Below are 24,855 nucleotides of genomic sequence, written 5' to 3'. Positions count from 1 at the left end.
TAGTTTTTGACACATGATTAAATTCGCGATATAATAGGCTTGAGGGTGTTTCAAAAACTTATGTCATAAAGTTGAGGGGATTTTGCATGATTTTAGAGAATAAATTGGGGTTAACCAATCAAGTTGAATTGGCTAAGGCTGAAGAAAAACTCAGTAAACAAAAAGCGAAAGAATTGTACGATTGTGGAAGAATAAATGAAATCGAAGTTGGTACATTTAAAGGCCTATCTGAAATTCATGAATTTCTATTTTCGGAGATTTACGATTTTGCCGGAAAAATTCGATCGGTCAATATCGCAAAAGGAAATTTTCGATTTGCACCAGTTATGTATTTAGAATATTCATTACAGCATATTGATCAAATGCCACAAACTTCTTTAGAAGAGATTATCAAAAAATATGTGGAGATGAATATCGCTCACCCATTTCGAGAAGGAAATGGTCGAAGTACTAGAATTTGGCTGGATCTCATTTTAAAGGAAGAATTGCAAAAAGTTGTCGATTGGAACTTGATCGATAAAGCAGACTATCTTTCTGCAATGGAACGAAGTCCCATAAATGATTTGGAAATACGCTATCTAATTTCTAATGCTCTGACTGATAAAATTGATGATCGCGAATTATATATGAAAGGAATCGATGTCAGCTATTTCTATGAAGGGTATTCTGAGTACATGATAGATGATTTGTAAAAGTAGGTGGATCAAATGACGAAATATGGATATGCACGTGTCTCAACCGCTTCTCAAAGTACAAAAGAACAAATTCAACAGTTGCTTGAGAACGGCGTAGAGAAGAAAAATATTTTTTCAGAAAAATTTACGGGTACGAAACGGGATCGACCAAAATTCAATCAGCTATTGGCTGGTCTGAAGTCTGGAGACGAAATAGTTGTTACGAAGCTTGATCGATTTGCTCGTAACACAAGAGAAGCATTAGAGATCATTGAACCTTTACTTGATGATAACGTAACGATCAAGGTTTTGAATCTAGGAACGATTGAAAATACGTCCATGGGACGAATGGTAACACGTACGTTGTTGAGTGTAGCAGAAATGGAACGTGATATGATTGTGGAACGTACTCAGGAAGGGAAAATGTTTGCAAGAAAAAATAATCCTAATTTCAGAGAAGGACGTCCGAAAGCAACAATCACACCAAAGAAGAGGCACGCATATGAACTGCTTACTTCAGGTAAATCGTATAAGGAAGTTGAAGCTATAACCGGCTTTAGTCGCAGCACGCTTTTTAGAATAAAGAAAAAAATTGAAGAAAGTTAACTTTTTAAATTATCAAATAAAGTGATAGAATAAGTTGAGTATACAAATCTAAAGAAGCAGGAGGATAGCTTACCTATGCTTCTTTTTAATTCATTCATAGAGGTTATACTCAAGATGAAGTAAGTCTAAGGTAGCATTTTTTGTCTGTTTCTGTAGCAATTTTAGAGGCTATGTTTGCGCATAGCTTTTTTCATTCATAGTATATCATTGGGTAATTTGCCAATATAAGAAGTCAGTATATTAAATGAAGAGGAAGTGAATAAGTTGTTAGTAGAAGCTGTTCATGTTCAACTAGCACATGGAAGAATAAATGATTCTGTCTACTTGAAAAATAAGATATTTACTTTTCGTGTAGCTGAAAAATTAGAAAAAAAGATTCGAAAGGGAATGCTTGTGTATTCTAAAGATGGTCAATTGGTTTATGTAAGAAATATAATTAGAGGTAGATCCGAAGAAGAAAATGAGTATACTGCGATTATTAGTAAAATTTTTAATGAAGCACCGAGTATTCTCCCTGTGCGAAAAGGAGAAGAAGTACCTAAAATACGATTCATAAAGAAAAATGCAATTTTTGAAGGATTATTGTTGGAATTAAAAGATAAGACTTTATATAAAACTAAACAAAAAGTTTATTTTAAAGCACCACAAACAGTCTATAAGAAAATTGGCATAGGAGATATTGTGATCTTCTCTGTTAAAGGTAAAAAACAACATGTATTAATTGTCCAAGTCTACAAACCAACAGAATTAAATAAAGAAGTCTCTTTTTTCCAACCGAAATTTAAACCATTTTTTTTGAAAAAAGCTGCGAAAGGTTTTCAAAAGACTCAATATGTTACTAGTCCAGAGGAAGAAAGTATTGTAACTTCTGAGGAAAAGCAACAAATAAATCGTAAACGTCCGTTTACAATAAGAAAAACAAGTAAATAAGTAATTATAATAGTTTATAAATTATACTTTCTTCTTGATTACGTCATACAAATGTATTTCAATGAGCTTGAAAGGGAGTTGATAGCTATGCCAGTAATCAGTATTCGAGTATCTAACGAAGAAAAAGATTTTCTTGAAAAAGTTGCTAACTTTAATGGAGACAATATTTCTGAATTTATGCGCAGTAATTCTTTGCAATCAGCTGAGTCATTAGTAGACTTTGAAACCTATAAAAAACTAATGAAAGAGCATGAAAAACTGATCAAAGCATTTCTTCATGAGAAATGCTAAAAGAGTTAGGATTATAAGATGACCTATCAAGTACGATATAAACGAGAAGCGAAGTGTATGAGTAATAAATATGTTGATATTATCGAAGGGGCAGAAACTTTTTAAGTTTTTGCCCCTTTTTTGATATATGCGCAATGCCACTGCTACATCATATTGAAAGGATTTATATTTAAATGGTGATTTTGAGTTTATTTGTGACAAAAAGATGCCTGAAATAAAAAGAATGCTTTGGGCATTGAACCAAAATAAAATCTATAAACATAATACTCTCTTTTATGAGGCAGTGTCTTTTTTATTTTATCAAACAGGCAAAATAAAAAAATATTTAGGAAGGAAAAAGCGTGTATCTTAAAAGATAAAAAGTTATTTTTATTTTTTAAGGAGGCGTGTGAACCAAAATAAGATTTATCCTTTTTTAGTACCATGCGGATGGTTTATAGAAAATCTATTGGTAATGGGAGCTTAGCCAATGAATTGGGAGATGAATGATTTTGGTGAATCTTCTTGGCAGTTTTTATTATCAAATTTTATAGGGAAGTTTCTATTTGTAAGTTTAAAGACTTTCCTAACAATTGATTCTACGGATGGAAAACAATGGGAAAGAGATAGTTTTTCTCGAACTGTGGAACAGAAAAACAACCTTTGGGGTGACTTGGGGAGCGGACTTATCTTTCTAGGCATAGGCAGTCTGTTTTCTGGAAACGCTCAAAACATTAGGTAAATTTTATTGAGGGAAGAGGAAAATGAAAAAATTTAATCAACTAGATAAATTAGAAAAAAAACAATTAATAGCATGGATAAGCGGGATTATCCTTATTTGTGTAGTTTATTTGGGAGTAACTTGTAGTTATTTATACACAGATAAAATTTCAGAAGAAAAATATTGGACATATTATTTGGAAGAGCACGATCAACTAACTAAAGAAGAACAAGAACTTTCTAAAAATGCAACAAAAGTTAAAACAGGAGTGTATGTAGAAAATTTTGATTCTATCGATATAAAAAACTCTAATTTCAATGTATCGTTTAAATTGTGGTTTACTTGGACAGGAAATAAAAATTTAGATATGATTAATAACTATACTATTTATCGTGGAAAAATAAATTCACAAAAAATTATTAAAGATATAACTGTGGGAGAACAAAGATATCAATTGGCTGAAGTATCAGCTACCGTTTCTAAAATATTTTGGACAACACGATTTCCGATGGGATCCTATCAATTACGTATGTATATCGAACCACAAAAGAGTATCCAAGATATTTTAATTGAACCAGACAAAAACTATTCGTCTATTAATCCGAACTTAAATGTTTCAGGTTTTACTTTAAATAAATTTGCAAGTAATCGTTGTATTCAAGAAATTACTAATGTGAAATCAGATCCTGAAATACAAGAAAAAGTTTTTAAAGAATCTGAATTTTTAGTTGCATTTGAGTTAAATCGTAAAGGAATTGGATTATATATAAAATGTTTTATCGCTTTGGCGGGCACCTTAGGATGGGTTTTAATTACTTTATTTATTTGTACTTATCATGAAGTAGATCCATTAGGAATGATTCCTAGTGCATTGTTTGGAACAGTAAGTAACATATTGGTTGGTGCAAATTTAGTACCAGATGCTATTCAAACAGGGTTGATTGAATTTGTTAATATTTATGGTATCTTGATTATTTTACTTGTGTCGTTTGCGATTATAAAAATTAATCGAGTTCGTAATTTTTATAATAAAAATAATTTTGCAGTTTTTTTAGGGAAAGGGTTATTTTGGTTAATTACTTTTTTCACAATTTTAGGAAATATTTTGTTACCTTTGAGTGCTTATAAATTTTAATTCTTTCTCAGATAATTGAAATGTGAAAAAAATAAAGGTTAGCTTTTGTTAAAACAAAACTAGCCTTTATTTCTCTATCTACGTTTTACTATAAGTAAAATTAGGAGCTATGCGCGAACATAGCCCCTAATGTGTAGTCCGTTCAAAGCGGATGGCATGTATATAAAACTTTAGAGCCTGTTTACTCTGCCAAAATTTAGGACAGCTCTATTTTTTTTTTGAACTTTAACCAATGAAAGTTTCGAGAGGTCGATAGGTATTTAAGGAGGAGATTGCGTCCCTTTGATTGAAGCAAATATGAAGGTATTTGGCTAGAAAATATAGAGTTTCTAAATTCTTTTAGTGAACTTTACTCATTGTACTTTTACTTATATTCGGTTTCATTTTATTAGGAATTTAGGGCTTTAGCCCGATGTTATTGTCAGTGATCTATAAAGGAAATAAACATGGAGAATTAAAATTGAATTCAATTTATTACAACAGTCCTAACGAGGAGTTATTTTGAACTAAAAAAGACTGCTCGGAAGAGCAGCCTCAGACAAAACAACGAGTAAATAAATTACTCACGAATAAAAGTATAAATAGTAATAATGAAAATGAGTTATAAAAAAGCAAGGATGCTTATATTTTAACAAACGCTCAAAAATATAACAAGATTAAAAAAATGACCGGTAAAAATGCACAAAGTATCTGAAATAGCCAACTTGCTAGTACCTATTATTTCTCTATTTATTTAGAACAGGAAGATGGATCGATTATTTCAGTAGGATTACTTTTGCGGGAACTTTCACCTAAGAAAAGCTGGTTGTTGGCAGAAAAACAGCAAACGAGAGTGAGAGTACGTGGCACTTGCTTTAACGAAAAACCGTTTGAATATTTTAAATAGAGAATTTCGGAAAAAAGGTCATACTTTTCCTCAATATGATGGGAAAGGTGATTTCAATAATCATTTGTGAGTAGAACATTTGCAATTGTATTTTTCGTATTCTTCTGTCTTGTTAGAAACAGAAGAATTTTTTTCAAACGGAAATATTGAATGCGTTTTTTTATGCGATATAATTTTCTTATGAGAATAATTTGTGTGGGAGGAAATAATGAAACGTTATCTTTATCTATTGACAAGTTTTAGTGTACTAATGAGTGTTAGTATGGGGGTAAATGTATTTGCAGAGGAAATGAATACAGGAGCTTCGATAAATGCGACTGAATCAACGATGAGTTCTATTGAAGATACACAAGTGACAAGTGAGACACAATCTGCAATGGAAACAACTACTACTGATGAGAAAAGTAATGTAGAACAACCGCAAACCGCAATCATTAATGGACAAGAAGTCACACTGGAAGCGCCAGAAAAAGCAGGACAAAGTGAAGCAAATGCAACACAAGCGCCAAAAGAAGCACTAATGGATGGCTCAATAAGACGTAGTTCAAGAGCAGCTGTCAAAACGATTCCTATGTATCGTCTATTTAATTCTAATAGTGGCGAACATTTTTACACAAGAGACACTGGTGAACGAAATCATTTGAGAAAAATCGGTTGGAATTATGAAGGGATTGGTTGGCAAGCACCAACAAGTGGTGATCCAGTTTATCGCTTGTATAATCGCTATAATGGCGAACATTTCTACACGCTAAATGCAAAAGAACGAGATAGTATTACGAAACAAGGCTGGACATATGAAGGAATTGGTTGGTACTCGTACAAAGGAGCGAATGGGATTCCAGTCAGTCGTTTGTACAATAAAAAAGTTAATTGGCATCATTATACGCTGGATGAAAATGAAAAACGCGTAATTACGAAACAAGGCTGGAAATACGAAGGCGTGGGTTGGTATGCAGTTGGGAATGGTCAGCAAAGTAATGATGATTATAGACTATTAGGTGTAAAAAATTATAACCAGTATGCGCTAGGTGCGCCTAGCGGTTGTGAAGGAGCTTCTCTCTTGCAAGCTTTGCAATATAAAGGGAAGTTAACCAACTGGAGTTTGAGACAATTCTTAAATACGATACCTAAGTCACCAAATGGCAATCCTAATAATGGATTTGTCGGCAGTCCATTTGTCGAAAATTCATGGACATATTCTGCTATTTACCCTGCCCCACTGACTACTTGGGGACAAAAATATGGGAACGTTCAGAACATTTCAGGGAGTTCTATGAATACGTTGCTTAATGAAGTGAAGAATGGCAACCCTGTTGTAACTTGGGTTACGATTAATTTCCAACCAATCCGTTGGGGAAATTGGAGCTTTGGTGTAGCAGCGAATAATAACCATGCAGTGACATTGGACGGTTACAATAAAGGAAGTAATCAGGTACATGTATCTGATCCGATCAGTGGTTCTTATTGGATGAGTCGCACGACATTCGAGAATATCTATAATGCTCGTAAATATGCCGTTGTCGTTCGTTAACGGATAGAAATGTTAGTATAGTTTTGAAGCAGTTCAATATGCTATAATTGAGCGGTAGAAAAGTGAAAAGATGGTGGTAATCCATTCTAGGAGGTGGTGCTTATGTATGTAAGTATCAAATCTAAGGAAAGGAGAGCCTGAGTTGTCAGTGTTTGAGGCGCTACAGCTAATGATTGCATTTGCGATGTTAGTTTTAGCTATCAGAAACGACAATAATAAAAAATAAACCATCTAACTTCACTTTGGACGAGTAGTTAGATGGTTTAAACCATAAAAACAAAAGCCACCGTCTTTTTAACGGTTCTACGAGGGGCTATGTTCACGCATAGCTCCTTTTTCTTATCTCAAGTATAGCAAAGTAATGTAGAAGTTGCAAATATCTTGGAGTAATCCTTTTTTTGCTATTTGTATATTTTACTACTGCGTGCCTCATAAGTTTTCATATACATGACTATGTTTATATTCATGCATATATTTATATTCACATTTATGTTTATGTTGATATACATAGATATATTTGTGATAAAAAAAGAATAGGCAAAAGCCTATTCCTGATAGATAGAGTGTTCTATATTTTAGTTGGGAAATTGACGTGAGTACTCTGCGTTTATAAGATCACGAATTACTTCTGAAACTGATTTTCGATTTAGAGTTTGTTTAAGGATTTGTACCTTCTCTTTTTCTGAAGGATAGAGAGTTATCTGTGTTGGTTTTGTTTTTTCGACTTGTTCAGATGGATTTAAAGCTGTGTCTAATCTAGTACTAGTAGTATTAGAATCGGTTATTTCTGGACTAGTTGGTACTTCTTTAAAATTGTTTTTTGCTTGTTCAAATCTATTTGCCATTATTGATCACTTCCGTTCAATTTATTTAAAATTGTATCGTATACTTTCCATGTCTGATTAAAGAAATTTTTATGTTTGTTGTAAAGCTCTTTATTTTCTGAATATTCAACTAAAGGTATCATTTCTAAATTTGCTGTATTAATCAGTTCTTTATCGGGAATATAGCCTAAGTAATTTGGCTCTTTAGAAATAATTTCTAAAAACTCTTTGCTGGAGTTAGTATTGTGTTTTACTTTATTTCCGATGAAATAATAGTCTGCTATTAGGTAACTTTCTCCCGTTCTAACCTCTACTAATTCTTTTCTTAATGTGTCAATATCTCTTCCTAATTTCAATAGAGCTTTAAAACCATCCATAGATGGGTCGGATACGCCAAGTATGATATCTGAAACTGCCCAGGCATTTTGAGTAATCAAGCTTGTATCATTATGCGTATCTATGAAGATATAATCATACTTCTTCTGTAATACTTCAATATTCTTAACAAACCAAGAAAATAAAATCAAGCGATTATTTGGTTTATCCCTTATGAAATCTTCCATATCTGCTAGTTCATGTCCACCAGCTAGCAAGTCTAAATTTTTATGAATATGAATAGGTTCTAAATTTTTTCCTTTGTACAAATTTGAGATTTTATTTTCGTCTTTCATTAATCCGTAATCATACTTTGAATATCTATCCGTTAAGTTACCTGATTTGTCCTGGTCTATCAAAAGTACTGAAGCTATTTTTGAAACTTTTTCAGCTACATTATAAACTGTACTAGATTTTCCTGTACCGCCTTTTTCAATATTCACTGTTAATGTTTTCAAATAATTGCCCTCCTTAATTTTCAATATTTATTAAGTTATTATATACATATATATAAACATAAACATGATCATAAACACAAACATAAATATAAACATGTTTATGTGGTGTCTTAATCAATAAAATCCGATTTTTTCTTAGAATGCATAATTTTGATGCCTATCGTAGAACGACCTTCCTTAACAGTTTGGTAATCGATTTTCATAGTAGTGCGACTATTTATATCTTCTTTTGCTTTTCTTAGATATGGAAGAACTCTATACCATTCAAGATGTTCTTTTTGAAATAAAAATTTTACTTCGTTTACAGATAAAAAAATTTCATTATCTGGTTTACAAGATTGTAGATATTCATAAAGCTTTTTAGCATGAATACTTTTCAAGTTAACAACGTCCATAAAAAAGAGTCTAGTTGATTGTCCTTCAACTAAGTTCAACAAATATGGTGCAAGATCAGAATCAAGGCGCAGTTTGACTCGACCGTTTTTAATATAAGGTTTATCAAGCCACCGACCGATTGTTTTTACTCCGTCAGGAAGCTCAATCCAGAAACCTTTATTAGCTAAATTTAGCAAAGCTTTTTCTGTGTTTAAATGAGCAGCCCCACCATGTCCAAATTTGCAAATTTCATTTAATTCAGCAATAGTTGTTTCTATTGTGAAGAAATCATCGTCAGTTTCTTTAACGTTGGTAACCATAAAATCGACTAAAGTGAGTTCTTTTGCTGTTAATGAATGCTTTGCTTTTTGAATAAGATTGGTTGATTTTTGAAGTGTTTTATTTCTCTTATTATCTATTTCATTTAAATCAAATAGCACAACATTTTCCATTTTATTCACCTGGCTACCTTTCTTATAGATTATATCTTCATGACTTATTCTACTACACATAAACATATTTATCAACATATTTATATGTATGTTTATATACATAAATATGTTGGTGAGTTCCGTTGGTTTTATATTTATGTGTGTATTTCTATGAATATAAACATAAACATGAATATGTAATTATTTATATTTGTGTTCAGGATATTTATCGGCTTTAGTATTCTCATGAAATAATCAAATCTAAGGGAATGATATAGCATAAAAAATTCCATGCTGCATATTAAGATTAAACTAATTAGCATATTTTTTTCCATTTGTTTCTCGTAGATATATACACATAAACATGCACATGTATATATTTATGTTTATGTGCATGTTTAAACAAGAATACAGTAACTTAAAGGTATGATAGTAAAGAAGTTAACTGCAGTTTAAATCATGCAGATCTACTTTTGAACAATCAATTATACTATAATCAAATTAAATCGTTTACATGGAGGGGATTTAATGACAAAGACTGGATAGTTAGAACATGCTAAAAGTAATCTGTTGCCTTTGAGTGAAGATGAAAATATTTTTTTTAAAGCAAAAAAAGAATGGATTTATGGAGGTCATAAAGAAATCAAATATGAAATTAGTTTAGGTAATTATTTGGATAGAGAAAATAAGTTGAGATTATGAAATTTTATGTGACATTCGCTATAGATGGAATAACGTATGCTATGTTTAATAGTGGATAAAGCTTGATTTAAAGCGATTTTTATATTTAGCATAAAAAATTCCATGAAAAAGGTAGTTTACTTTTTTTAGATGAATAATGTAATATGGAGTAGAAGAAAATTACATAAAAAAATAGAGACGGAAATAACTGATTTTGGTAGGATCAATTATTTCTGAATCACATGAAAACCCCTCATGTGTTCGCGCTCGTCTCAATAAATAAATTAAGCGGTCTGACAAACCACTTATTTGTTTTATAAATGTGTCTTGAGTATAGCACATTTAGGGCGAGCAATTCAATATATATAGGAATATTTTTCTAAGTTTTTACAGAAATTTAAACCGAAAATATTGTAAGAGAACACTGATCAATTTTTAGGATTGGCATGTGTTCTCTTTTTCAATACAATTTGGAGGAAATTTTGCTATGGTAAACTTAGATCAATGCTATACTGCTTTATTGAAACAAGGCATTCGTACATACAAATATCGGAACAGCACCATGAAACCTGTCGGGTATGAGAATACTAGCAGAAATGGTGCAATCTTTGCGTACCGCAGTAAACAATTGATGAATGCAGGGCGTGGCATGGTTATTACGTCTGAAGAAGCGATTTTAGAAAATGAGTCTAAACTGACCCATTGGACACCGAACGTTTATCGTTATGGGACTTATGCAGACGAAAATCGTTCAGTTGTCAAAGGACACTCAGAAAAGAATTTAAGTCAAATCAATACTTTTGTGGTAGATATCGATTCTAAAGAAAACCATCAAGGAGAGATTTTCTTGGCTTGTGTGGATGAATTAGGGTATATGCCAACAATGATTTTAGAATCGGATCATGGCTATCAAGTCTACTTTGTGTTAAAAACACCTGCTTATGTGACGAAAAAGAGTAATTTCAAAGTAATTGAAGTGGCAAAACGTATTTCTACAACGATTCGGACACAATTGGCTAATCAGTTACCAGGTATCGATGTAGGTTGTAATCATTTTGGGATTGCTCGATTCCCAAACAAACAAAATATCGTATTTTTTGAGTTAGAAAATCAATATTCTTTTTCTGATTGGTTGAATTGGTCGATGAAAATGGCGTCTAACCAAAAGTATGAAGCAGAAAAAAGTGCGAAATTAATCGTTTTCCCTGAGAAAAAAGAGTATCGACAAGTTGATGAACCGTGGTTTGACTTATTGTTACGTAAAGCAAACATTATTGGAGGGGAAGGTCGTTTAGGACGGAATAACGTGATCTTTACACTCTCTTTGGCTTATTATTCTTCTGGTTACGGACAAGAAACCTGTGAGTATAACATGTTTGAGTTTAACGATCGATTGAACGAGCCGTTGACTGAAGGCGAAGTGCGAAAGATTATAAAAAGTGCGTATTCTGGCAATTATCAAGCAGCCAATCGTGAATTTGTTTTGGAATTATGCCAGGAATGGATAGCTTCAGACATTCAAGAAAAAGAGTTATTTATACAACGACGTGGTTGGTGGAAGTTCAAGAAACCACGTGAACAACGAGAATATAGTCATAAACATGAATGGCAAGAGGATATTATGCGCTATTTGAGCGAAAAAAGTGATCTTCGGATGCCTTATTTGAAACTGTCTAAAAAAGAATTGGCGGAACAATTAAATATGCCATTAAGAAGTCTGGATCGTGCATTAAGCGCCTTAAAGCAAGAACACAAAGTGTTCTACCATGTCAAAAAAGGACGTGGTGGTGGGCTTTTACTTGCTTCTGTACGTGTGTTAGTCGCAAGCTTGATCCAAGCAAAGAAAGAAGAAAAAGAATCCTTTATTCAAGGAATCATAGCGCAGTTTAAACTAACAATCGATGAATGGACAAGCATGGTTAAACAGCTATTACCTGAGCAAGAATCCCAAGAAATCAGGCTATTTGAAATCGATACAGGTTGAAAAAATAAAAGACGTCAATTGCCTTTTACAATATATCTTTGATACTCTTTAGCTTTTTATCTTTGGGAAGCTCTTATTCTTAGACTGTGTGGTATTATTACGTTTGTAATTATACGTAGTCATTTGAGGAGGGTTTCGATATGTCTATGAAGCTTTATGTTTATTCTCATGCTGTGAATGTGTATATTTTGAGGTATTTAGGTATGCCTGTTGAACAGTTTTGCGAGCTTTATGGTTTTAATCAGGGAACTGTAGCTAGTTGGGTAACGAGGGAGCGTTCCGTAGAGACGTTGCCTGCGTCGTTTATTTATGCCTTGTCTTTAGCTTCTAGTCGTAGTATGGGAGAGATCTATGAGGAATTGTTAAAACTACAAGATGATTATTATCGTTATCGGGAACGTGTGGGATTTAAGAAAGGAAAGAAAGTGAAAAAAAGATTAGACTGAAATCATTACATTTTTAAATATTACAATTTTTACAAATAAAATTGCTTATTTTTTCACAATCAAAGATTAGAAAATAATTATATGACTTCATAATCGTTGAATTTAAATTCAAAATCGTTATATTTTTAAGATTTCAAAAAAAATACGAACTCTTGTTCGGTAAAAAGTTTTATGATATACTTTTTTTGTTAAGATTTTTAGAAAATAAAAGTTTTTTCAGCTGTTTTTCTAAATGTCAAGTCTATTTAAGAAAATATTAATATAAATATTTTGGAAAAATGCTTAGAATCGTTTTAGTTTTTATTTTTCTGAAGTCTTTTCAAATTAAATTAATTGTGCAATACTTAAATTGTCAATTGATCGAGCAGCTGTTCAAATTTATTCATGAGTAAATTACTATATTTGTTGTGAGTAAAGGAGGGCGAACAAAGACTATATTTTGTGCCTTTTGATGGATTGAAAAAAATTTTTTGCAGATTTATTTGCGGATTGTGAATGAATATGCTATTGTTTTTCTTGAATTACGATTTAGATTTTAAAAGTTAATAATACTTTTTTTGTTGCTGTGCAATGTAGAGCCCAACAAAAAAAGGAGTCGGTTGAGGCGTCTCCCTTAGAAAGCATCCTACCTCTTTCTGAGATCGTAGACTAACCAAAACCGGCCGTTCACTGCCGCCAAGCACTTGAACGGTTTTACTCCTTTTTGTGTTACAGGCGAACCTGCAACACGGACAATAATAGCATAAAATATATCCAAATTATACTCTTTGCTACTAAAAAATTTGAGTCTTTTTGGAAATTTTATGAAATGACCTGTACTTAGGGGGGATAGTGTATTCTAAGTAGGGGGCATATTCTATTGCGTGTTTTTGAGGGAACCTGTTGGCAAAGGAGAGAGACTGTTATTGCTTCTTCGGAGGTAATATGCAGTCTCTCTCTTTTTTTGTTGGGTTCTACATTGTTCGACAACAAGTTGAGCAATAAGTTAATACTTTCAAAGGAGTTTAAACATGTCTAGAAGATTTTGTACAGTAGAGGATCTGAAGCGTCAAGCAATTACGATTAAGCTCTACAACAACAGTGTTTGGGCAAACCTAGGGGATGGACGATTTATTAATCGTCAAACAAAGCAAATCCGACCAATTTCTTTGCTTTATCATTCTACCCGAACCGTTGTTGGGACGAATCACCAAGTAATTGCAAAACGTCGAAAGAAGCGTGGAGGACTCTTGTTTCTAGAGAAATCTTACAAGATAAAACACATGTAAAAACGGAAAGATTTTTCTTGTTTGCAAGTAAATTTCTTTACTTGTGAACAGCTTGATCCTTGAAAACTGAATAAAAAGAACACAGTTAAGGGTGTAAGAAAACCGTCTGGTTTCTAAATGAGGAGGTGCAAAAGATTTAGAAGGAGATAAGAATGTTTTCTTACCAGTCGTAGATATTCTCGCTGTCTAATCTACGGTCGTGTTTGGAAGGACAGTACCTGAAGGTGTAGTGATCCTTTAGGAGATTTTGTGGAGACAAATGACGGAGAAATAGGTAGCGCAGGTAAGGGTTACTTCGGTAACTATCTGTTAGCAGAAGGATTTCTGATACTTGGTACATTTCGAGTGATTTGTGGTTCACAGGTTGAGCATTTACCTAACATGCCAGGTTATCGTTTTACCTAACAACGAACACTAATTTTTATGTGATTTACAGTTTACTTGTAAACAAGAGAAATTTTTTACTAGGAGGAATCCAAATGACGGAAATTCAACGATTGATTTGTTTTTTAGAATCTGGAAAACGCAAGGAAATTTCGCTGGCTGAATATGTTTTGCTTCAGAAAAGAGGAAAGAAATGGTCAGAAAGACGTTATCGCCAGTTACTAGCCGAATTATCAAGAAGCCAGGCGATTTCTCCGAACTATACTACTCAGAATGGACAGGTTGTACGAATGTTAAAGTTACGAACAGCTTAGAGATGTGTGTGATTTTTTGTAGGGAGTTGGGAAAATTGTTTCCTGTATTTTTTAGAAGAATGAAGAGAAGTGAGTGTCTCTCTCGTTTAAAAATTCAAGTAGGCATAGCGTTCATATTCTTTTCTTTAGGAATATGGGGTGGGATGCGTGTTCAGAGTGAACAAAGTTACTTTGAACATACTATTGATGAAGTAGATTTTGAGTATGATTTAGCTACTTATGATAGATATGAATCTAAAAATTCCGATGGAGCAGTAACTAGGAAAAGAGTACAAATTCTGACTTGGCGTTTATACGCGCTTTCACAGTATCCAGAAAGTATAACGAGTAAACTTTTTTATCCAAATAAAAAAAATCAAGAAAGAATAGAAAAAGCATGGGATACTCTTCTAAACCTTCATGAAATGGTTTTAGAAGAAGAACAGAAAGAGAATGAATCTCAATAATATCTAAGAGAAGGAGTTGTTGCTTATGATAAAAATCATGGGGAAGTACACTGGGTGTGTGTATCATTCCTGTCAAAGTCAAAAAGAAGCTAATGAATGGGTTTTGGATAAAAAAATAGTTGAGCCACTGGTACTTCTTGTTCTTCCTAGAGAAAAGGAGCTTGTATGAGTACAAGCTATCATTATCGACCTTTAGTGGATGGGTTTAGTCGGAATTTCAATTTACAAGAAGAACAAAAAATGATTCGCTATTTTGAGAAAGATATTCTGGCTGAGATCAAGAAGAGAAAAGACCGACAATTACCGGTTTCTCAATATATTTCTCAATTTTCACTAAAAGAAAAACGCTGTTTTTTTGGTCTTTTGAAACGATTTGAGCGAGTGAAAGTTTATTATCGATTAGAAGAAGGTATATCACGCCAATATTTGATTATGGCGTAGAAAAGGTGTCAGAAGGATGAACAATTTAGATAAAATAAACGATTTAGCATTTTATGAATCTACTAGAAAAAAAGTATGACTCACGAACTAAAAATATTACCCGTATATTTCGAAGCAGTTGCCAATGGACGTAAGCAGTTTGAGATTCGCAAAAATGATCGTGATTTTCAAGTTGGGGATCAGTTAATACTAAAAGAATGGAATAAAGACGGCTTTACAGGTAGGTCATATCAAGCTGAAATTACGTATATAACAGATTATATGCAGAAAAATGGCTATGTTGTATTGAGTATTAGAGCAGGAGGAAAAGCAAATGAAAAATTATGATCCTAATAGCCGATGGGGAAAACACACCATTAAAGTTTCTTTTCAACGCTGGGATTACAAAGGATTTGTGATATTTAGAAGAGGTGGGAATTGTAAAGGATTAGATGTTCTAGCATTAGATGAAGATGATTTGTACGATCAACCATTGCTTGATAATCCAATTGGGTTTGGATTGCTTCCTAAAGATGATGAAGGTAATGAGTGGTTCAAAATGACCCTGAAAAATGACGAAGGGGACGAATTATTAGTTGTGGATGTATGGGAAGAGTTAGGTGATTACATTGTAGGTCTTGAAATTGTTGCTTTTGTAGAAGACAAAGAACAGTAAACGGAGGAATAGGCAATGAAATTTTTCAAAGTGAAAGCACCATGTTATTATGCGCTGATTGTAGCAAAGAATGTATAGATCTATATGAACAAGTAGTAGCAGATATAGAAAATTGTGAGCTAGAGAGGATCGAGTCATGCAGGTAATACAAAAAAATTGTAATGATGAAGAAAGAATAATTAATGTTTGTATTGGATTGATAGGAATTATAGTTGTAGTTTTAACGACTTTATTCATGAAATGAGGAAAAGGTTTGCTAATTATTACTAGCGAAAATTAATTTCATTTTTTACTCTTTTTTCATGTAGAATCTTACGATTATGAATTCAAAATGATCTTTTATGAATGAAAGCGTAACATTAGAACGAAAATTTGTTAAAATTGAAAATGAAGTATGCTTACTTTTCTTTGTAAGCAAAATAAGAATATCCCCTATCTTCAAAGATTTAGAAATTGGACTTCTTCTCCTAATTCAGGAGAAAGGATAGCAATATTGGAAAAGTACTGTAGTAATTGGAGTCTTCCCCGAAACTTGAATATCCGCGCCTTGACAGGCTTTGACTTTCGATAAAGATGGATAGTGATGATTAGACTGAACAACCGAAGAAGTTTCAACGGTTGATTGACTATTTGTTTCTGTTTTCTTGGACAGAGAAAAAGCAATGATAAGTACAGATATCAGTATGACACTGAGTGATAGGATTATGATGGATTTTTCTTCATAATAAAATTGTTTTTTTCGATAAAGAAGCAGAAACGACTTATTGTTGTTTCTGCTTTTTAGCTTGTAATTGTTTAGCGTAAGCCTCTATATCGCTTTTAAGATATAGGCGAACCATTCCTGGACCAGAACCTTCTCCAATTTCAACGAAAGGTTTAATCCGACCTTGTTTAATTGTTTGAGAGAATGCTGCAAAACTTTGACCAGTAATTTCGGCGGCTTGTTTTCTAGTAATTAAATTGGATGTAACCCAGCTTTGATAATGATTTAAATTGCTATTTTCCATAAAGCGACCTCCTATTTATTGGATTCTAAGATAAGTATACCAAAATTAATATTTTTTTCAAAATAGTTATTGACATAGGATTCTAATGTTGGTATCCTATGTTTGTAAATAAAATAAATAATAAAAAGAAAGAAGGAATACAAAATGAAATTATTAAGGATATTAGCAATTGGAGCGACTATTGGTGGAGTTGCGTTAGCAACTGTTCATGAGAAAGTAGATGCAGCTGAATGGACACCAAGAACAGTCCAACAAATTTCAACAGATATTGCAAAAACAAATGGAAAAGAATATACCATTGTTTATGGTGATACGCTGAGCGTGATTGCACAAGCTACTAATCAAACAGTTCAATCATTAGCAGAAAGAAATTCTATCGCTAACGTTGACCTGATTTATGCAGGAAATAAACTTTTATTTAATGGAGATGTAATGACTGTACAAAATCCTCAAGGAGAAACAATTGCACAAACAGTTGTTCAAGATTCAGATAAAATTGATCCAACTAAACCAGTAGGACAACCAGTACAAGATACAACTAATTCAGCAACTCAAAATACAACAACACCTTCAACTGATAATACAGCAACAGGTAATACACAAACTGGTGGTCAAACAACTGACAATACTGGATCAACTACTCCAAGTACGTCAGATAGTGGAGAAATTGCACCTGTAAAACCTGCTGAAACAGTACCTAGTGACAATCCAAGTGAATCAACTGAAGGATCTACTGGTGATACAACAACAGACTCAAGTCAACCAACTACTCCTGAAGAACCAGTACAATATAAATACACTGTTTGGTATTATGCAGATTCAGAACCTCAATACACTATTGAAAAAGGACAACATGTATTTGATACAGAAGCAGAAGCTACAGCATGGATTGACAATTATGCAGATAATTGTCCGGATACAGGTTCATGGGGAGTAATGTCTTGGGAAGTAAAACAATAATTTATTAGTAAAGTAAAACTCACAAAAATTTTTGTGGGTTTTTTATTTTTTTAAGGAGGTAATGATACTGGATTATTATGCTTTTTATGGGTATTATTCATCGTACTTGAGAGGTTTTATATAAATCAATTTAATCTTACTTTTAAGACACTAAGAAATCTTTTTAGTGTTTTTTTTTATTTATTTTTTAGGAGGGAATTATTCAGTGAGAAAAGTAAACTTGTTTTTTAAGAAATTTATTCAATCTAAGCCTATAATGATGGCACTCTTTTTAGTATGTAGTATTGTGGGGATTGGTTTTGGTAGTGGAAATGTTCAGGCAGCTGTGCCAGAGGCATTTACCATGAAGCCAGGAGAAACAGGGAATGTTTATTACGATACTAGTAATGTCTATATGATGTATGGAACACGTAATGGGCAAGCATGGAGTGATGCTACTGCGCCAATGGCAGTAAAACCAGATGATGGTGGCATTGATATTATGACATTTTGTGTTCAACCAGGTGTTCCGTTTATTTCTAGTGATAATCCTGGTTATCAAGCAGTTAGTGCCAATGATATTCCACACGAGGCGCAAGTCGCTTCAGCAATCTGGAATAACCCTATTTTAGGTATTTGTGGAGACGCGAATGAAAATGATCGTATTGTAACACAGTCAGTTATATGGGAATTATTACCATATGGTATACATGTAGATGATATTCCTCGTATTTCTAATTATGCGCAACGAAAAGCATTGCTATATCAAAAAATAGCCGATTATGATAAAGTTCCAGAATTTAATAAACAAACAATTGAATTAACTTATGGTCAATCAAAAACATTAACATCTTCTGTTAATTTAAATTCATTTGAAACACAAGTTTCTAATTCAGCAAATATCAATTGGGCTATTGCTCCAGATGGAAAATCTGTGACAGTAACTCCAACTGATCCAAATGTTCAAAGTGGTACAATATCGTATAAACGTTCATACATGGAAGGTACTCCTATTGCTTTAGAAAAGCAAGGGTCACAAAGAGTAGTCGTTCCTGCAATTAAAGATCCAAGAAAATATCTTGTCAATTTTAAAATTAATACATTTGGAGAATTTCAAATCAAGAAAATTGATAAAGAAACAGGTCAAGTAGTGCCAGGGACACGTTTCCAATTAGAATACAGCAATATTCCAGCAGGTACAACTGTGCCTATAGAAGTGACAACGAGTGAAAATGGTTTATCATCAAAAATCAAAGTGCCACATGGCGCACATGTGAAAGCAACAGAAACTTTTGTTCCAGCACCTTATGTTTTAGGGTCTGTAATTGGTGATTCTGATGTTATAGAGGGCGATATTGTCGCAGGACAAACGATTACTCTGACACAACGTAATAAAAAGGCAAAGGGACAAATCATTGTTGAAAAATCAGGTGTTGAATCTGGTAAAGATATGTGGAATAACAACTATTCTCTAGCAGGGAATGTCTTTGAAGTTAGAAAAGATAGTCCAACAGGAGAAGTTATTCGTACGATTACAACAGAAGAAACTGGTCATGCAGAGACGGCTAAAGATTTAGAATTAGGTACTTATTGGGTAACTGAAAAAACGGCTTCTAATGGTTTTGCAAATACATTTAAACCGGTAGAGGTAAAAATCGAATATGAAAATCAAACCACTGCGGTTATTATAAAAAATACCGAAGGTACGAACCAAGAAGTAACAGGATCAACAGTATTAACGAAAGAAGACACTGAAACTGGTTCAGAAACACAAGGACGTGCAACATTTGATGGTGCGCAATATGGATTATTCTATGAAGATGGCACTCCTGTGAAATGGACTGATAATTTTAAACCAACTACTTCTAAAGGAAATAAATTAGAAGGTGACGAAGTGAAATTTGAATTATCTGACGAAGAACAACAAGCAAGCGTTGAACACTTAGCATTAGGTAAATATTTTTGGAAAGAGCTTGTTGCTCCAAAAGGGTATCAACTTGATAATACAAAACGTGAATTTGAAGTCACTTATAAAGATCAAGATACCCAAGTGATTGCAACAGAATCTATTTCTAAAGAAAATGTGATTAAGTTTACCCTTGATGGATTTAAGTATGTAAAATCTCAGAGCGGTTCAACTCAAAGTGGTTACAATGGTATTGAGTTAAAACTAACACCAATTGAACCAACAAAAGGTGAAGCACGTACTGTTAAAACGGAAACAGACGCTAATGGTTATGATGGTTATTGGAAATTTGAAGGAGTACCATATGGTGACTATGATTTGGAAGAAGTAAAAGCACCAGAAGGATATGAATTAATTACCCCATTAACTATTCGTTCTTCTTTCGATGAAGAAAAGCGTGAGTATACATTTACTATTACGGAAAAAGGCTCTAAAGAACCTTTAAAAATTGTGAGAAAAACGGAACAAGAAATTAATGAAGGCTCAAATATCATTCATTTAAGTAAACTGTTCTTAGTGGACGAGCATGCTCGTGTTCCTGAAAAGCCAGAAATTTCTTCGTTATTTGTGACAACAGAAGGCGAAAAAACATTTAATCCAACGGTGGATCAAAAACTGATTGATAAAGTAGAAAATAAATTTGATAAATTAGATGTAGGGAAAGTCTTCTACTATGAAGCACAACTCCATAAACTTGATAAAGATGGAAAAGATACTCTTGTAGATACAATAGAATTGGAGCAAAAAGTAGAAAAAGAAAATTTTGATTTTGATGTAAAATTTGACTATAAAGCAAATACTTTGAAACATGGTGAAAAATTAGTTGTGACATATGTAGTTTATTCTGATAAAGAACATACCGACGAATATGCTCGCCATTTTGATTTGAGTAATGAAAAACAAACGTTAGAAGCAGTAACACCTGGTATGCCAACAATTGAAACACTATTTTTAACAAAAGATGGCAGCAAAACATTTGATCCAACGAAAGATCAAACATTAATTGATGAAGTAAAAGCAACTGTGCCAAAAGAAGATATCGGTAAAACATTCTACTATGTAACACAATTCCACAAAATTGATAAGGATGGAAACGTTACGGTAGTAGGTACGGACGAATCAGAACACCAAGCAGGCGAAAAGACATATGAGTTCAAATCAGTTTATAACTACAAAGCGAATACTTTGAAAGACGGCGAAAAATTAGTTGCAACACATATTGCTTATACTGACAAAGAACACAAAAATGAATATGCTAAACACTTTGATTTGAAAAATGAAAAACAAACGTTAACTGCGAAAACTCCTGCTAAAGCAGTAACCCCAAATACTCCAAGTACTCCTAAAACAGTTCTTCCACAAACTTCAGGAGCGTTGAATGGTACAAAGGTATTTTGTGTATTTGCTGTAGTTATGGTAATTGCCGTAGGTACTGTTGTTTACATGAAAAAACAACGTGCGAACAAGTAATTCAAACTAGGCTAAACGTCTGAAAAGGCGTTTAGTTTTTTCTATTTTGTAAAGTTTGTTTACAAAGGTGGGCAAATCAACATGACAAGAATATTAAATGAACGTAAAATTTACAATTTTCAAACGAAAAAACTTTTTTTTAATGTGCTTCATTGTTCCCTGGCGTCTAATGAATTATTACTTTATCACTTGAATACTTCTAATTCTCCTGTTAAAACAATCGAAGTTTATACGACAGAATTAGAGACGATGAGAATCAATTATCAGTTATTAGATGCAATTGATCTATCAAAAGTTTCTATTCCTTATCAAAAAAATATTCAAGGATATATGTATCACTATCAACGCTATTTGGTTTGTGTGGAAGAATACCTCAAACGAATCAAGCGAAGAAGCGATTATATCAAGGAAATCTTAGAAGGAAAACACGAATATCAATCCATTGATTTCACACAATTCATTTCTGAAAATCAGGAGTCGTTGGAACAAGCCAAACAGGAATTTGTTAATAGTGAATATGGCATGGATTATATTCTGATTGAAGAAGGGAGTGTTCTAAAATCACATTTTCTTGCGTTTTTAGAAGATTCCAGAGAATTATTTCAGGATATTTTACAAGCGACAGAAACGGGGACGATTTCGCCACAGGTCGAGATTCAACAAGTATTTACGGAATATTTTGCTAAAAATCAGTTGCTTAGAGAAAAGAGTGATGATTCATGAATAAATGGAGAAAATCTTTTTTGATTGGCTGGTTATTACTTGGCTTTTTTCTTGTAGGATCGACTGCTTATGGCTATTTTCTTTTACAAAATACAGATAATCGGAGTCAAGTCTTGCTTTCCCCAATTCAACAAGAAGAACAAGTAGAAAAAAAGCAAAAGAGTAAAAATGAGAAAGCTTCGTTCAATCCACGGTTAATTCAGCCTGTTCATGCGGAAGAATTTGCGGAAGCTCAATTACATTATGAGAATATTGTGAATCAGTGGGGAATCGGTGCGGTGTATATTCCAAGTTCGTCTATTCAAACCAAAATTTTGGCTGGTATGAGCAACGAAAATCTAATGGTTGGAGTGGGCACTTATCGAACAGAACAACGACTAGGAAAAGGAAACTATGTATTATTGGCTCATAATCTTGTGCAAGGTGGTGGTGTGTTAAAAAATATTCGCCAGACTTCAGAAGGTTCTTTTATTTATGTAACTGATTTTGCCAATATTTATGAATACCGAGTAACGAAAAATCAAGTGGTAGATCAATCAGAAGGCGAAGTATTAGAAGAGCCGAAGTCAGAAGAAACACCGCTTATTACCTTTATTCGTTGCGAAGGTGGAATAAATACGACTCAACGAGCAGTGGTTCAAGGAACGTTTGTTTCTTCCTATCCTGCCAGTGAAGCAGATAATGAGTTAAAAGAGAATTTAGGACTTGTTTCCGTTGTTCAAGATCAAGAACAAGCGGTCAATACAATTGTGTCAAATTCGACGAATACGGTGTCGGATCACGATACCTCTTCAGAAAAGTATGAGCCTACGAATCAATTAGTAAAGAAGAATAGGGAAACTAGTGTACCGAAGAAAGAAAAAGAGGTGTATTCTTCTTTCGAAAAAAATTGTATTTGGTTAGTCAAAGAATGCAATGATATGGATGTATTCATAACAGCTTCAGTCGTTTATCTGTTGGTATTGATCGGTTGTGTTCGTAGTAAGTCGTACAAATAGTCATGGTGGTAAAAACTATTTTTGAATTGAAAGAAAGGAAGAAGAATTCTAGATGAAAAAAACGAGTAAATTATTGTCTGCTATGCTTCTATTAGGACAAGTCATTGGTTATACGCCATCCGTCTTAGCAGACGAAGAACAATCAACTGTTTCGACAGAACAATCAACTACAGTGAATACAGATCGTTCTACAACTGATAATACAGATACAACTAAAGAAGAAACCACAACTGATTCTTCGATGGAACAGGAACAATCTGAGCAAAAAACAAGTGAATCAACCGATCAACCTACTGATTCTACGACAGATAGTTCACAGACAACAGAGTCCAAACCAGAAACAACTACTCCTAGTACGAGAGACTCTAGTCAATCAGAAAATAATACACAAGATACTACGAAGCCTTCAGAAACGAAGCCTGTGGAACAGCCAACCACAAAACCGAGTGAATCGGGCAGTCAAGAAGTAACACAACCAGCGAAGCCTGCGGAAGTCATTCCTTCACATACAGTTGAGAAACAACCTTCAACAACTGAACAATATGCGCAACCCAAAGTAGAAACAAAGGCAAAAGCTCAACCAACTGTGCAAGAAGAATCGAAAGCTTATCATCAAGCACCAACTGCGCCCATTCAAGAATTAGTCCCTTCTAGTAAACAGGATAATGAAGGAAATATTCATTTTGAAAAAGACGAGTCGGTAGAAAGTTTTATTCGTAAAATTGGCGAGTCTGCTCGTAAGATTGGACAAGAAAATGATTTGTATGCTTCAGTCATGATTGCCCAAGCGATTTTAGAATCAGCAAGTGGTCAAAGTCAGCTGGCGCAAGCGCCAAATTATAATTTATTTGGAATCAAAGGGACACATAATGGAAAAGGCGTCTCTTTTGCGACACAAGAAGATTTAGGCAATGGAACACTTTATACTACTCAGGCAACCTTTAGACAGTATCAAAGCTACGAGGATAGCTTAAATGACTATGCTCAACTCTTAAAAGAAGGTTTGACTGGGAATAGTCATTTTTATGATGGAGTATGGAAAACAAATGCAAAAACTTATCAAGAAGCTACAAAATTTCTAACAGGTCGTTATGCGACAGATACTAGCTATGATAAAAAATTGAATGGTTTGATTGAAACTTATGGTTTGACTACGTATGACAAAGAAGTAGCAGGGCCGCAATTAAGTAAAGAAGGGTATATCGTACCATTGAAAAACTATACGATTTCAAGTCCATTTGGTATTCATGGGGGAGAATTTCATCGAGGACTAGATTTGGCAGCAGTACAAGGCGAGCCAATCTACGCTAGCAAAGCAGGAACGGTCGTTAAAGCAGAGTTTCACCCTTCATGGGGGAATTATGTAGCTATTGAGCATGAAGACGGTACAACGGCTTTATATGCCCACCAACAAGAATATCAAGTCAAAGTGGGCGATAAAGTCAAACAGGGACAAATTATTGGTTATGTTGGCTCTACTGGGAACAGTACAGGTAGTCATTTGCATTTTGAACTTTGTTTAGATCATAGCTTAAATCAATCACAATTGGTTGATCCAAAAACAGTCTTATTCTAAGTGATAAGGCTGTTTTTTTAGGAGGAATAACATGCGATTATATATTGTTCAAAAATTTTTTGATAATGAATATTTTGAAGATTATATTATCTTTTATGACGATGACATGATGATTCAGTATTTAAGAGAGGTTAATCAATCTAGTTTCTTTACTTATAGAGGAATCGATGTTGATCCGTTTTTTGAAGATATAGGAAAAAATTTTTTTGATCCTCATAAAAGTATTTCAGAACTTTTTGATGAATTTAGAAAAAATATTAAGCCAGAATATCAATTTTTGGCACAAGAATTGTTTTATAGATCCTGTCCTTTTACTATAAAAAATAAAATTTTTATTTAAG

The 24,855-nt window shown here is 33.4% G+C and carries 28 protein-coding genes; 24 read left to right on the top strand and 4 right to left on the bottom strand.

Features of this window, described 5'->3' with window-relative positions; genetic code table 11:
- Nucleotides 1-86: 86 nt before the first annotated feature.
- From fic to AB3I00_RS13745, 8 genes are all read left to right on the top strand, one after another.
- Nucleotides 87-692, top strand: coding sequence for a protein adenylyltransferase Fic (gene fic, locus AB3I00_RS13780; protein WP_368025502.1), 606 nt, complete (start codon nucleotides 87-89; stop codon nucleotides 690-692).
- Nucleotides 693-707: 15 nt separating this feature from the next.
- Nucleotides 708-1,280 (top strand): recombinase family protein, encoded by a 573-nt coding sequence (locus AB3I00_RS13775; protein ID WP_368025501.1) that lies wholly within the window; start codon nucleotides 708-710, stop codon nucleotides 1,278-1,280.
- A gap of 255 nt (nucleotides 1,281-1,535) precedes the next feature.
- Complete coding sequence (locus AB3I00_RS13770; protein ID WP_368025500.1) at nucleotides 1,536-2,210, top strand: hypothetical protein; 675 nt, start codon at nucleotides 1,536-1,538, stop codon at nucleotides 2,208-2,210.
- 87 nt (nucleotides 2,211-2,297) lie between these two features.
- Complete coding sequence (relB, locus tag AB3I00_RS13765; protein ID WP_368025499.1) at nucleotides 2,298-2,501, top strand: type II toxin-antitoxin system RelB family antitoxin; 204 nt, start codon at nucleotides 2,298-2,300, stop codon at nucleotides 2,499-2,501.
- A gap of 469 nt (nucleotides 2,502-2,970) precedes the next feature.
- On the top strand, nucleotides 2,971-3,222 hold the full coding sequence (locus AB3I00_RS13760; RefSeq protein WP_368025498.1) for a hypothetical protein: 252 nt from the start codon (nucleotides 2,971-2,973) through the stop codon (nucleotides 3,220-3,222).
- 22 nt (nucleotides 3,223-3,244) lie between these two features.
- On the top strand, nucleotides 3,245-4,336 hold the full coding sequence (locus tag AB3I00_RS13755) for a hypothetical protein (RefSeq protein WP_368025497.1): 1,092 nt from the start codon (nucleotides 3,245-3,247) through the stop codon (nucleotides 4,334-4,336).
- A 1,094-nt stretch (nucleotides 4,337-5,430) separates the two neighbouring features.
- Nucleotides 5,431-6,753, top strand: a complete 1,323-nt coding sequence (locus AB3I00_RS13750; RefSeq protein WP_368025496.1) for a C39 family peptidase — start codon at nucleotides 5,431-5,433, stop codon at nucleotides 6,751-6,753.
- Between the two features lie 169 nt (nucleotides 6,754-6,922).
- Nucleotides 6,923-6,979, top strand: coding sequence for a hypothetical protein (locus AB3I00_RS13745; protein ID WP_368025504.1), 57 nt, complete (start codon nucleotides 6,923-6,925; stop codon nucleotides 6,977-6,979).
- Nucleotides 6,980-7,328: 349 nt separating this feature from the next.
- Here the strand turns inward: AB3I00_RS13745 and AB3I00_RS13740 are convergent, their stop codons facing one another.
- From AB3I00_RS13740 to AB3I00_RS13730, 3 genes are all read right to left on the bottom strand, one after another.
- Nucleotides 7,329-7,598 (bottom strand): ribbon-helix-helix protein, CopG family, encoded by a 270-nt coding sequence (locus AB3I00_RS13740; RefSeq protein ID WP_096710516.1) that lies wholly within the window; start codon nucleotides 7,596-7,598, stop codon nucleotides 7,329-7,331.
- Nucleotides 7,598-8,410: a ParA family protein gene (locus AB3I00_RS13735; RefSeq protein WP_071856349.1), complete on the bottom strand. Its 813-nt coding sequence runs from the start codon at nucleotides 8,408-8,410 to the stop codon at nucleotides 7,598-7,600. Before AB3I00_RS13735 ends, AB3I00_RS13740 begins: the two co-directional genes overlap by 1 nt.
- Before the next feature lie 110 nt (nucleotides 8,411-8,520).
- A complete protein-coding gene (locus AB3I00_RS13730) occupies nucleotides 8,521-9,237 on the bottom strand; it encodes a replication initiation protein (protein WP_081129310.1) in 717 nt (238 codons plus the stop codon).
- A 1,147-nt stretch (nucleotides 9,238-10,384) separates the two neighbouring features.
- On the opposite strand from AB3I00_RS13730, the gene AB3I00_RS13725 reads away from it, so the two are divergent.
- The 10 genes from AB3I00_RS13725 (at nucleotide 10,385) to AB3I00_RS13680 (ending at nucleotide 15,835) form a co-directional block, all read left to right on the top strand.
- The gene (locus AB3I00_RS13725; RefSeq protein WP_368025495.1) at nucleotides 10,385-11,881 is read left to right on the top strand and encodes a primase C-terminal domain-containing protein; all 1,497 of its coding nucleotides are present in this window, start codon (nucleotides 10,385-10,387) and stop codon (nucleotides 11,879-11,881) included.
- A 140-nt stretch (nucleotides 11,882-12,021) separates the two neighbouring features.
- The gene (locus AB3I00_RS13720) at nucleotides 12,022-12,327 is read left to right on the top strand and encodes a hypothetical protein (RefSeq protein WP_016631593.1); all 306 of its coding nucleotides are present in this window, start codon (nucleotides 12,022-12,024) and stop codon (nucleotides 12,325-12,327) included.
- Between the two features lie 1,010 nt (nucleotides 12,328-13,337).
- Nucleotides 13,338-13,595, top strand: a complete 258-nt coding sequence (locus AB3I00_RS13715; protein WP_368025494.1) for a hypothetical protein — start codon at nucleotides 13,338-13,340, stop codon at nucleotides 13,593-13,595.
- A 249-nt stretch (nucleotides 13,596-13,844) separates the two neighbouring features.
- Nucleotides 13,845-14,000, top strand: coding sequence for a hypothetical protein (locus tag AB3I00_RS13710; protein WP_368025493.1), 156 nt, complete (start codon nucleotides 13,845-13,847; stop codon nucleotides 13,998-14,000).
- A gap of 74 nt (nucleotides 14,001-14,074) precedes the next feature.
- On the top strand, nucleotides 14,075-14,293 hold the full coding sequence (locus AB3I00_RS13705; RefSeq protein ID WP_368025492.1) for a hypothetical protein: 219 nt from the start codon (nucleotides 14,075-14,077) through the stop codon (nucleotides 14,291-14,293).
- 35 nt (nucleotides 14,294-14,328) lie between these two features.
- On the top strand, nucleotides 14,329-14,739 hold the full coding sequence (locus AB3I00_RS13700; protein WP_368025491.1) for a hypothetical protein: 411 nt from the start codon (nucleotides 14,329-14,331) through the stop codon (nucleotides 14,737-14,739).
- Nucleotides 14,740-14,764: 25 nt separating this feature from the next.
- On the top strand, nucleotides 14,765-14,908 hold the full coding sequence (locus AB3I00_RS13695; protein ID WP_368025490.1) for a hypothetical protein: 144 nt from the start codon (nucleotides 14,765-14,767) through the stop codon (nucleotides 14,906-14,908).
- Nucleotides 14,905-15,180 carry a hypothetical protein gene (locus AB3I00_RS13690; RefSeq protein ID WP_368025489.1) on the top strand — a complete coding sequence of 92 codons (276 nt, stop codon included), beginning with the start codon at nucleotides 14,905-14,907 and terminating at the stop codon, nucleotides 15,178-15,180. The genes AB3I00_RS13695 and AB3I00_RS13690 overlap by 4 nt, the downstream gene beginning before the upstream one ends.
- 75 nt (nucleotides 15,181-15,255) lie before the next feature.
- Nucleotides 15,256-15,507, top strand: coding sequence for an ASCH/PUA domain-containing protein (locus AB3I00_RS13685; protein ID WP_368025488.1), 252 nt, complete (start codon nucleotides 15,256-15,258; stop codon nucleotides 15,505-15,507).
- On the top strand, nucleotides 15,494-15,835 hold the full coding sequence (locus AB3I00_RS13680) for a DUF5406 family protein (protein ID WP_368025487.1): 342 nt from the start codon (nucleotides 15,494-15,496) through the stop codon (nucleotides 15,833-15,835). The genes AB3I00_RS13685 and AB3I00_RS13680 overlap by 14 nt, the downstream gene beginning before the upstream one ends.
- A 761-nt stretch (nucleotides 15,836-16,596) precedes the next feature.
- On the opposite strand, the gene AB3I00_RS13675 is transcribed toward AB3I00_RS13680, so the two are convergent.
- Complete coding sequence (locus AB3I00_RS13675) at nucleotides 16,597-16,842, bottom strand: hypothetical protein (RefSeq protein ID WP_368025486.1); 246 nt, start codon at nucleotides 16,840-16,842, stop codon at nucleotides 16,597-16,599.
- 144 nt (nucleotides 16,843-16,986) lie between these two features.
- Between AB3I00_RS13675 and AB3I00_RS13670 the strand changes: the two genes are divergently transcribed.
- The 6 genes from AB3I00_RS13670 to AB3I00_RS13645 all read left to right on the top strand — a co-directional run bounded on the left by AB3I00_RS13670 (nucleotide 16,987) and on the right by AB3I00_RS13645 (nucleotide 24,854).
- The gene (locus AB3I00_RS13670) at nucleotides 16,987-17,802 is read left to right on the top strand and encodes a LysM peptidoglycan-binding domain-containing protein (protein WP_368025485.1); all 816 of its coding nucleotides are present in this window, start codon (nucleotides 16,987-16,989) and stop codon (nucleotides 17,800-17,802) included.
- Between the two features lie 205 nt (nucleotides 17,803-18,007).
- Nucleotides 18,008-21,217 (top strand): collagen binding domain-containing protein, encoded by a 3,210-nt coding sequence (locus AB3I00_RS13665; protein ID WP_368025484.1) that lies wholly within the window; start codon nucleotides 18,008-18,010, stop codon nucleotides 21,215-21,217.
- Nucleotides 21,218-21,298: 81 nt separating this feature from the next.
- Complete coding sequence (locus AB3I00_RS13660) at nucleotides 21,299-21,940, top strand: hypothetical protein (RefSeq protein WP_368025483.1); 642 nt, start codon at nucleotides 21,299-21,301, stop codon at nucleotides 21,938-21,940.
- On the top strand, nucleotides 21,937-22,938 hold the full coding sequence (locus AB3I00_RS13655; RefSeq protein ID WP_368025482.1) for a class A sortase: 1,002 nt from the start codon (nucleotides 21,937-21,939) through the stop codon (nucleotides 22,936-22,938). Before AB3I00_RS13660 ends, AB3I00_RS13655 begins: the two co-directional genes overlap by 4 nt.
- 52 nt (nucleotides 22,939-22,990) lie before the next feature.
- Complete coding sequence (locus AB3I00_RS13650; RefSeq protein ID WP_368025481.1) at nucleotides 22,991-24,514, top strand: glucosaminidase domain-containing protein; 1,524 nt, start codon at nucleotides 22,991-22,993, stop codon at nucleotides 24,512-24,514.
- 31 nt (nucleotides 24,515-24,545) lie between these two features.
- Entirely contained in the window at nucleotides 24,546-24,854 is a 309-nt protein-coding gene (locus tag AB3I00_RS13645) for a hypothetical protein (RefSeq protein ID WP_368025480.1), read from the top strand.
- The last annotated feature ends 1 nt before the right edge of the window (nucleotide 24,855 follow it).

Origin of the sequence: Enterococcus sp. C76 (assembly GCF_040886985.1) — a bacterium.
Lineage (GTDB): Bacteria > Bacillota > Bacilli > Lactobacillales > Enterococcaceae > Enterococcus_B > Enterococcus_B lactis.
The sequence above is the reverse complement of the archived record's forward strand: the minus strand, read 5'-3'. Positions and strand labels throughout refer to the sequence as shown.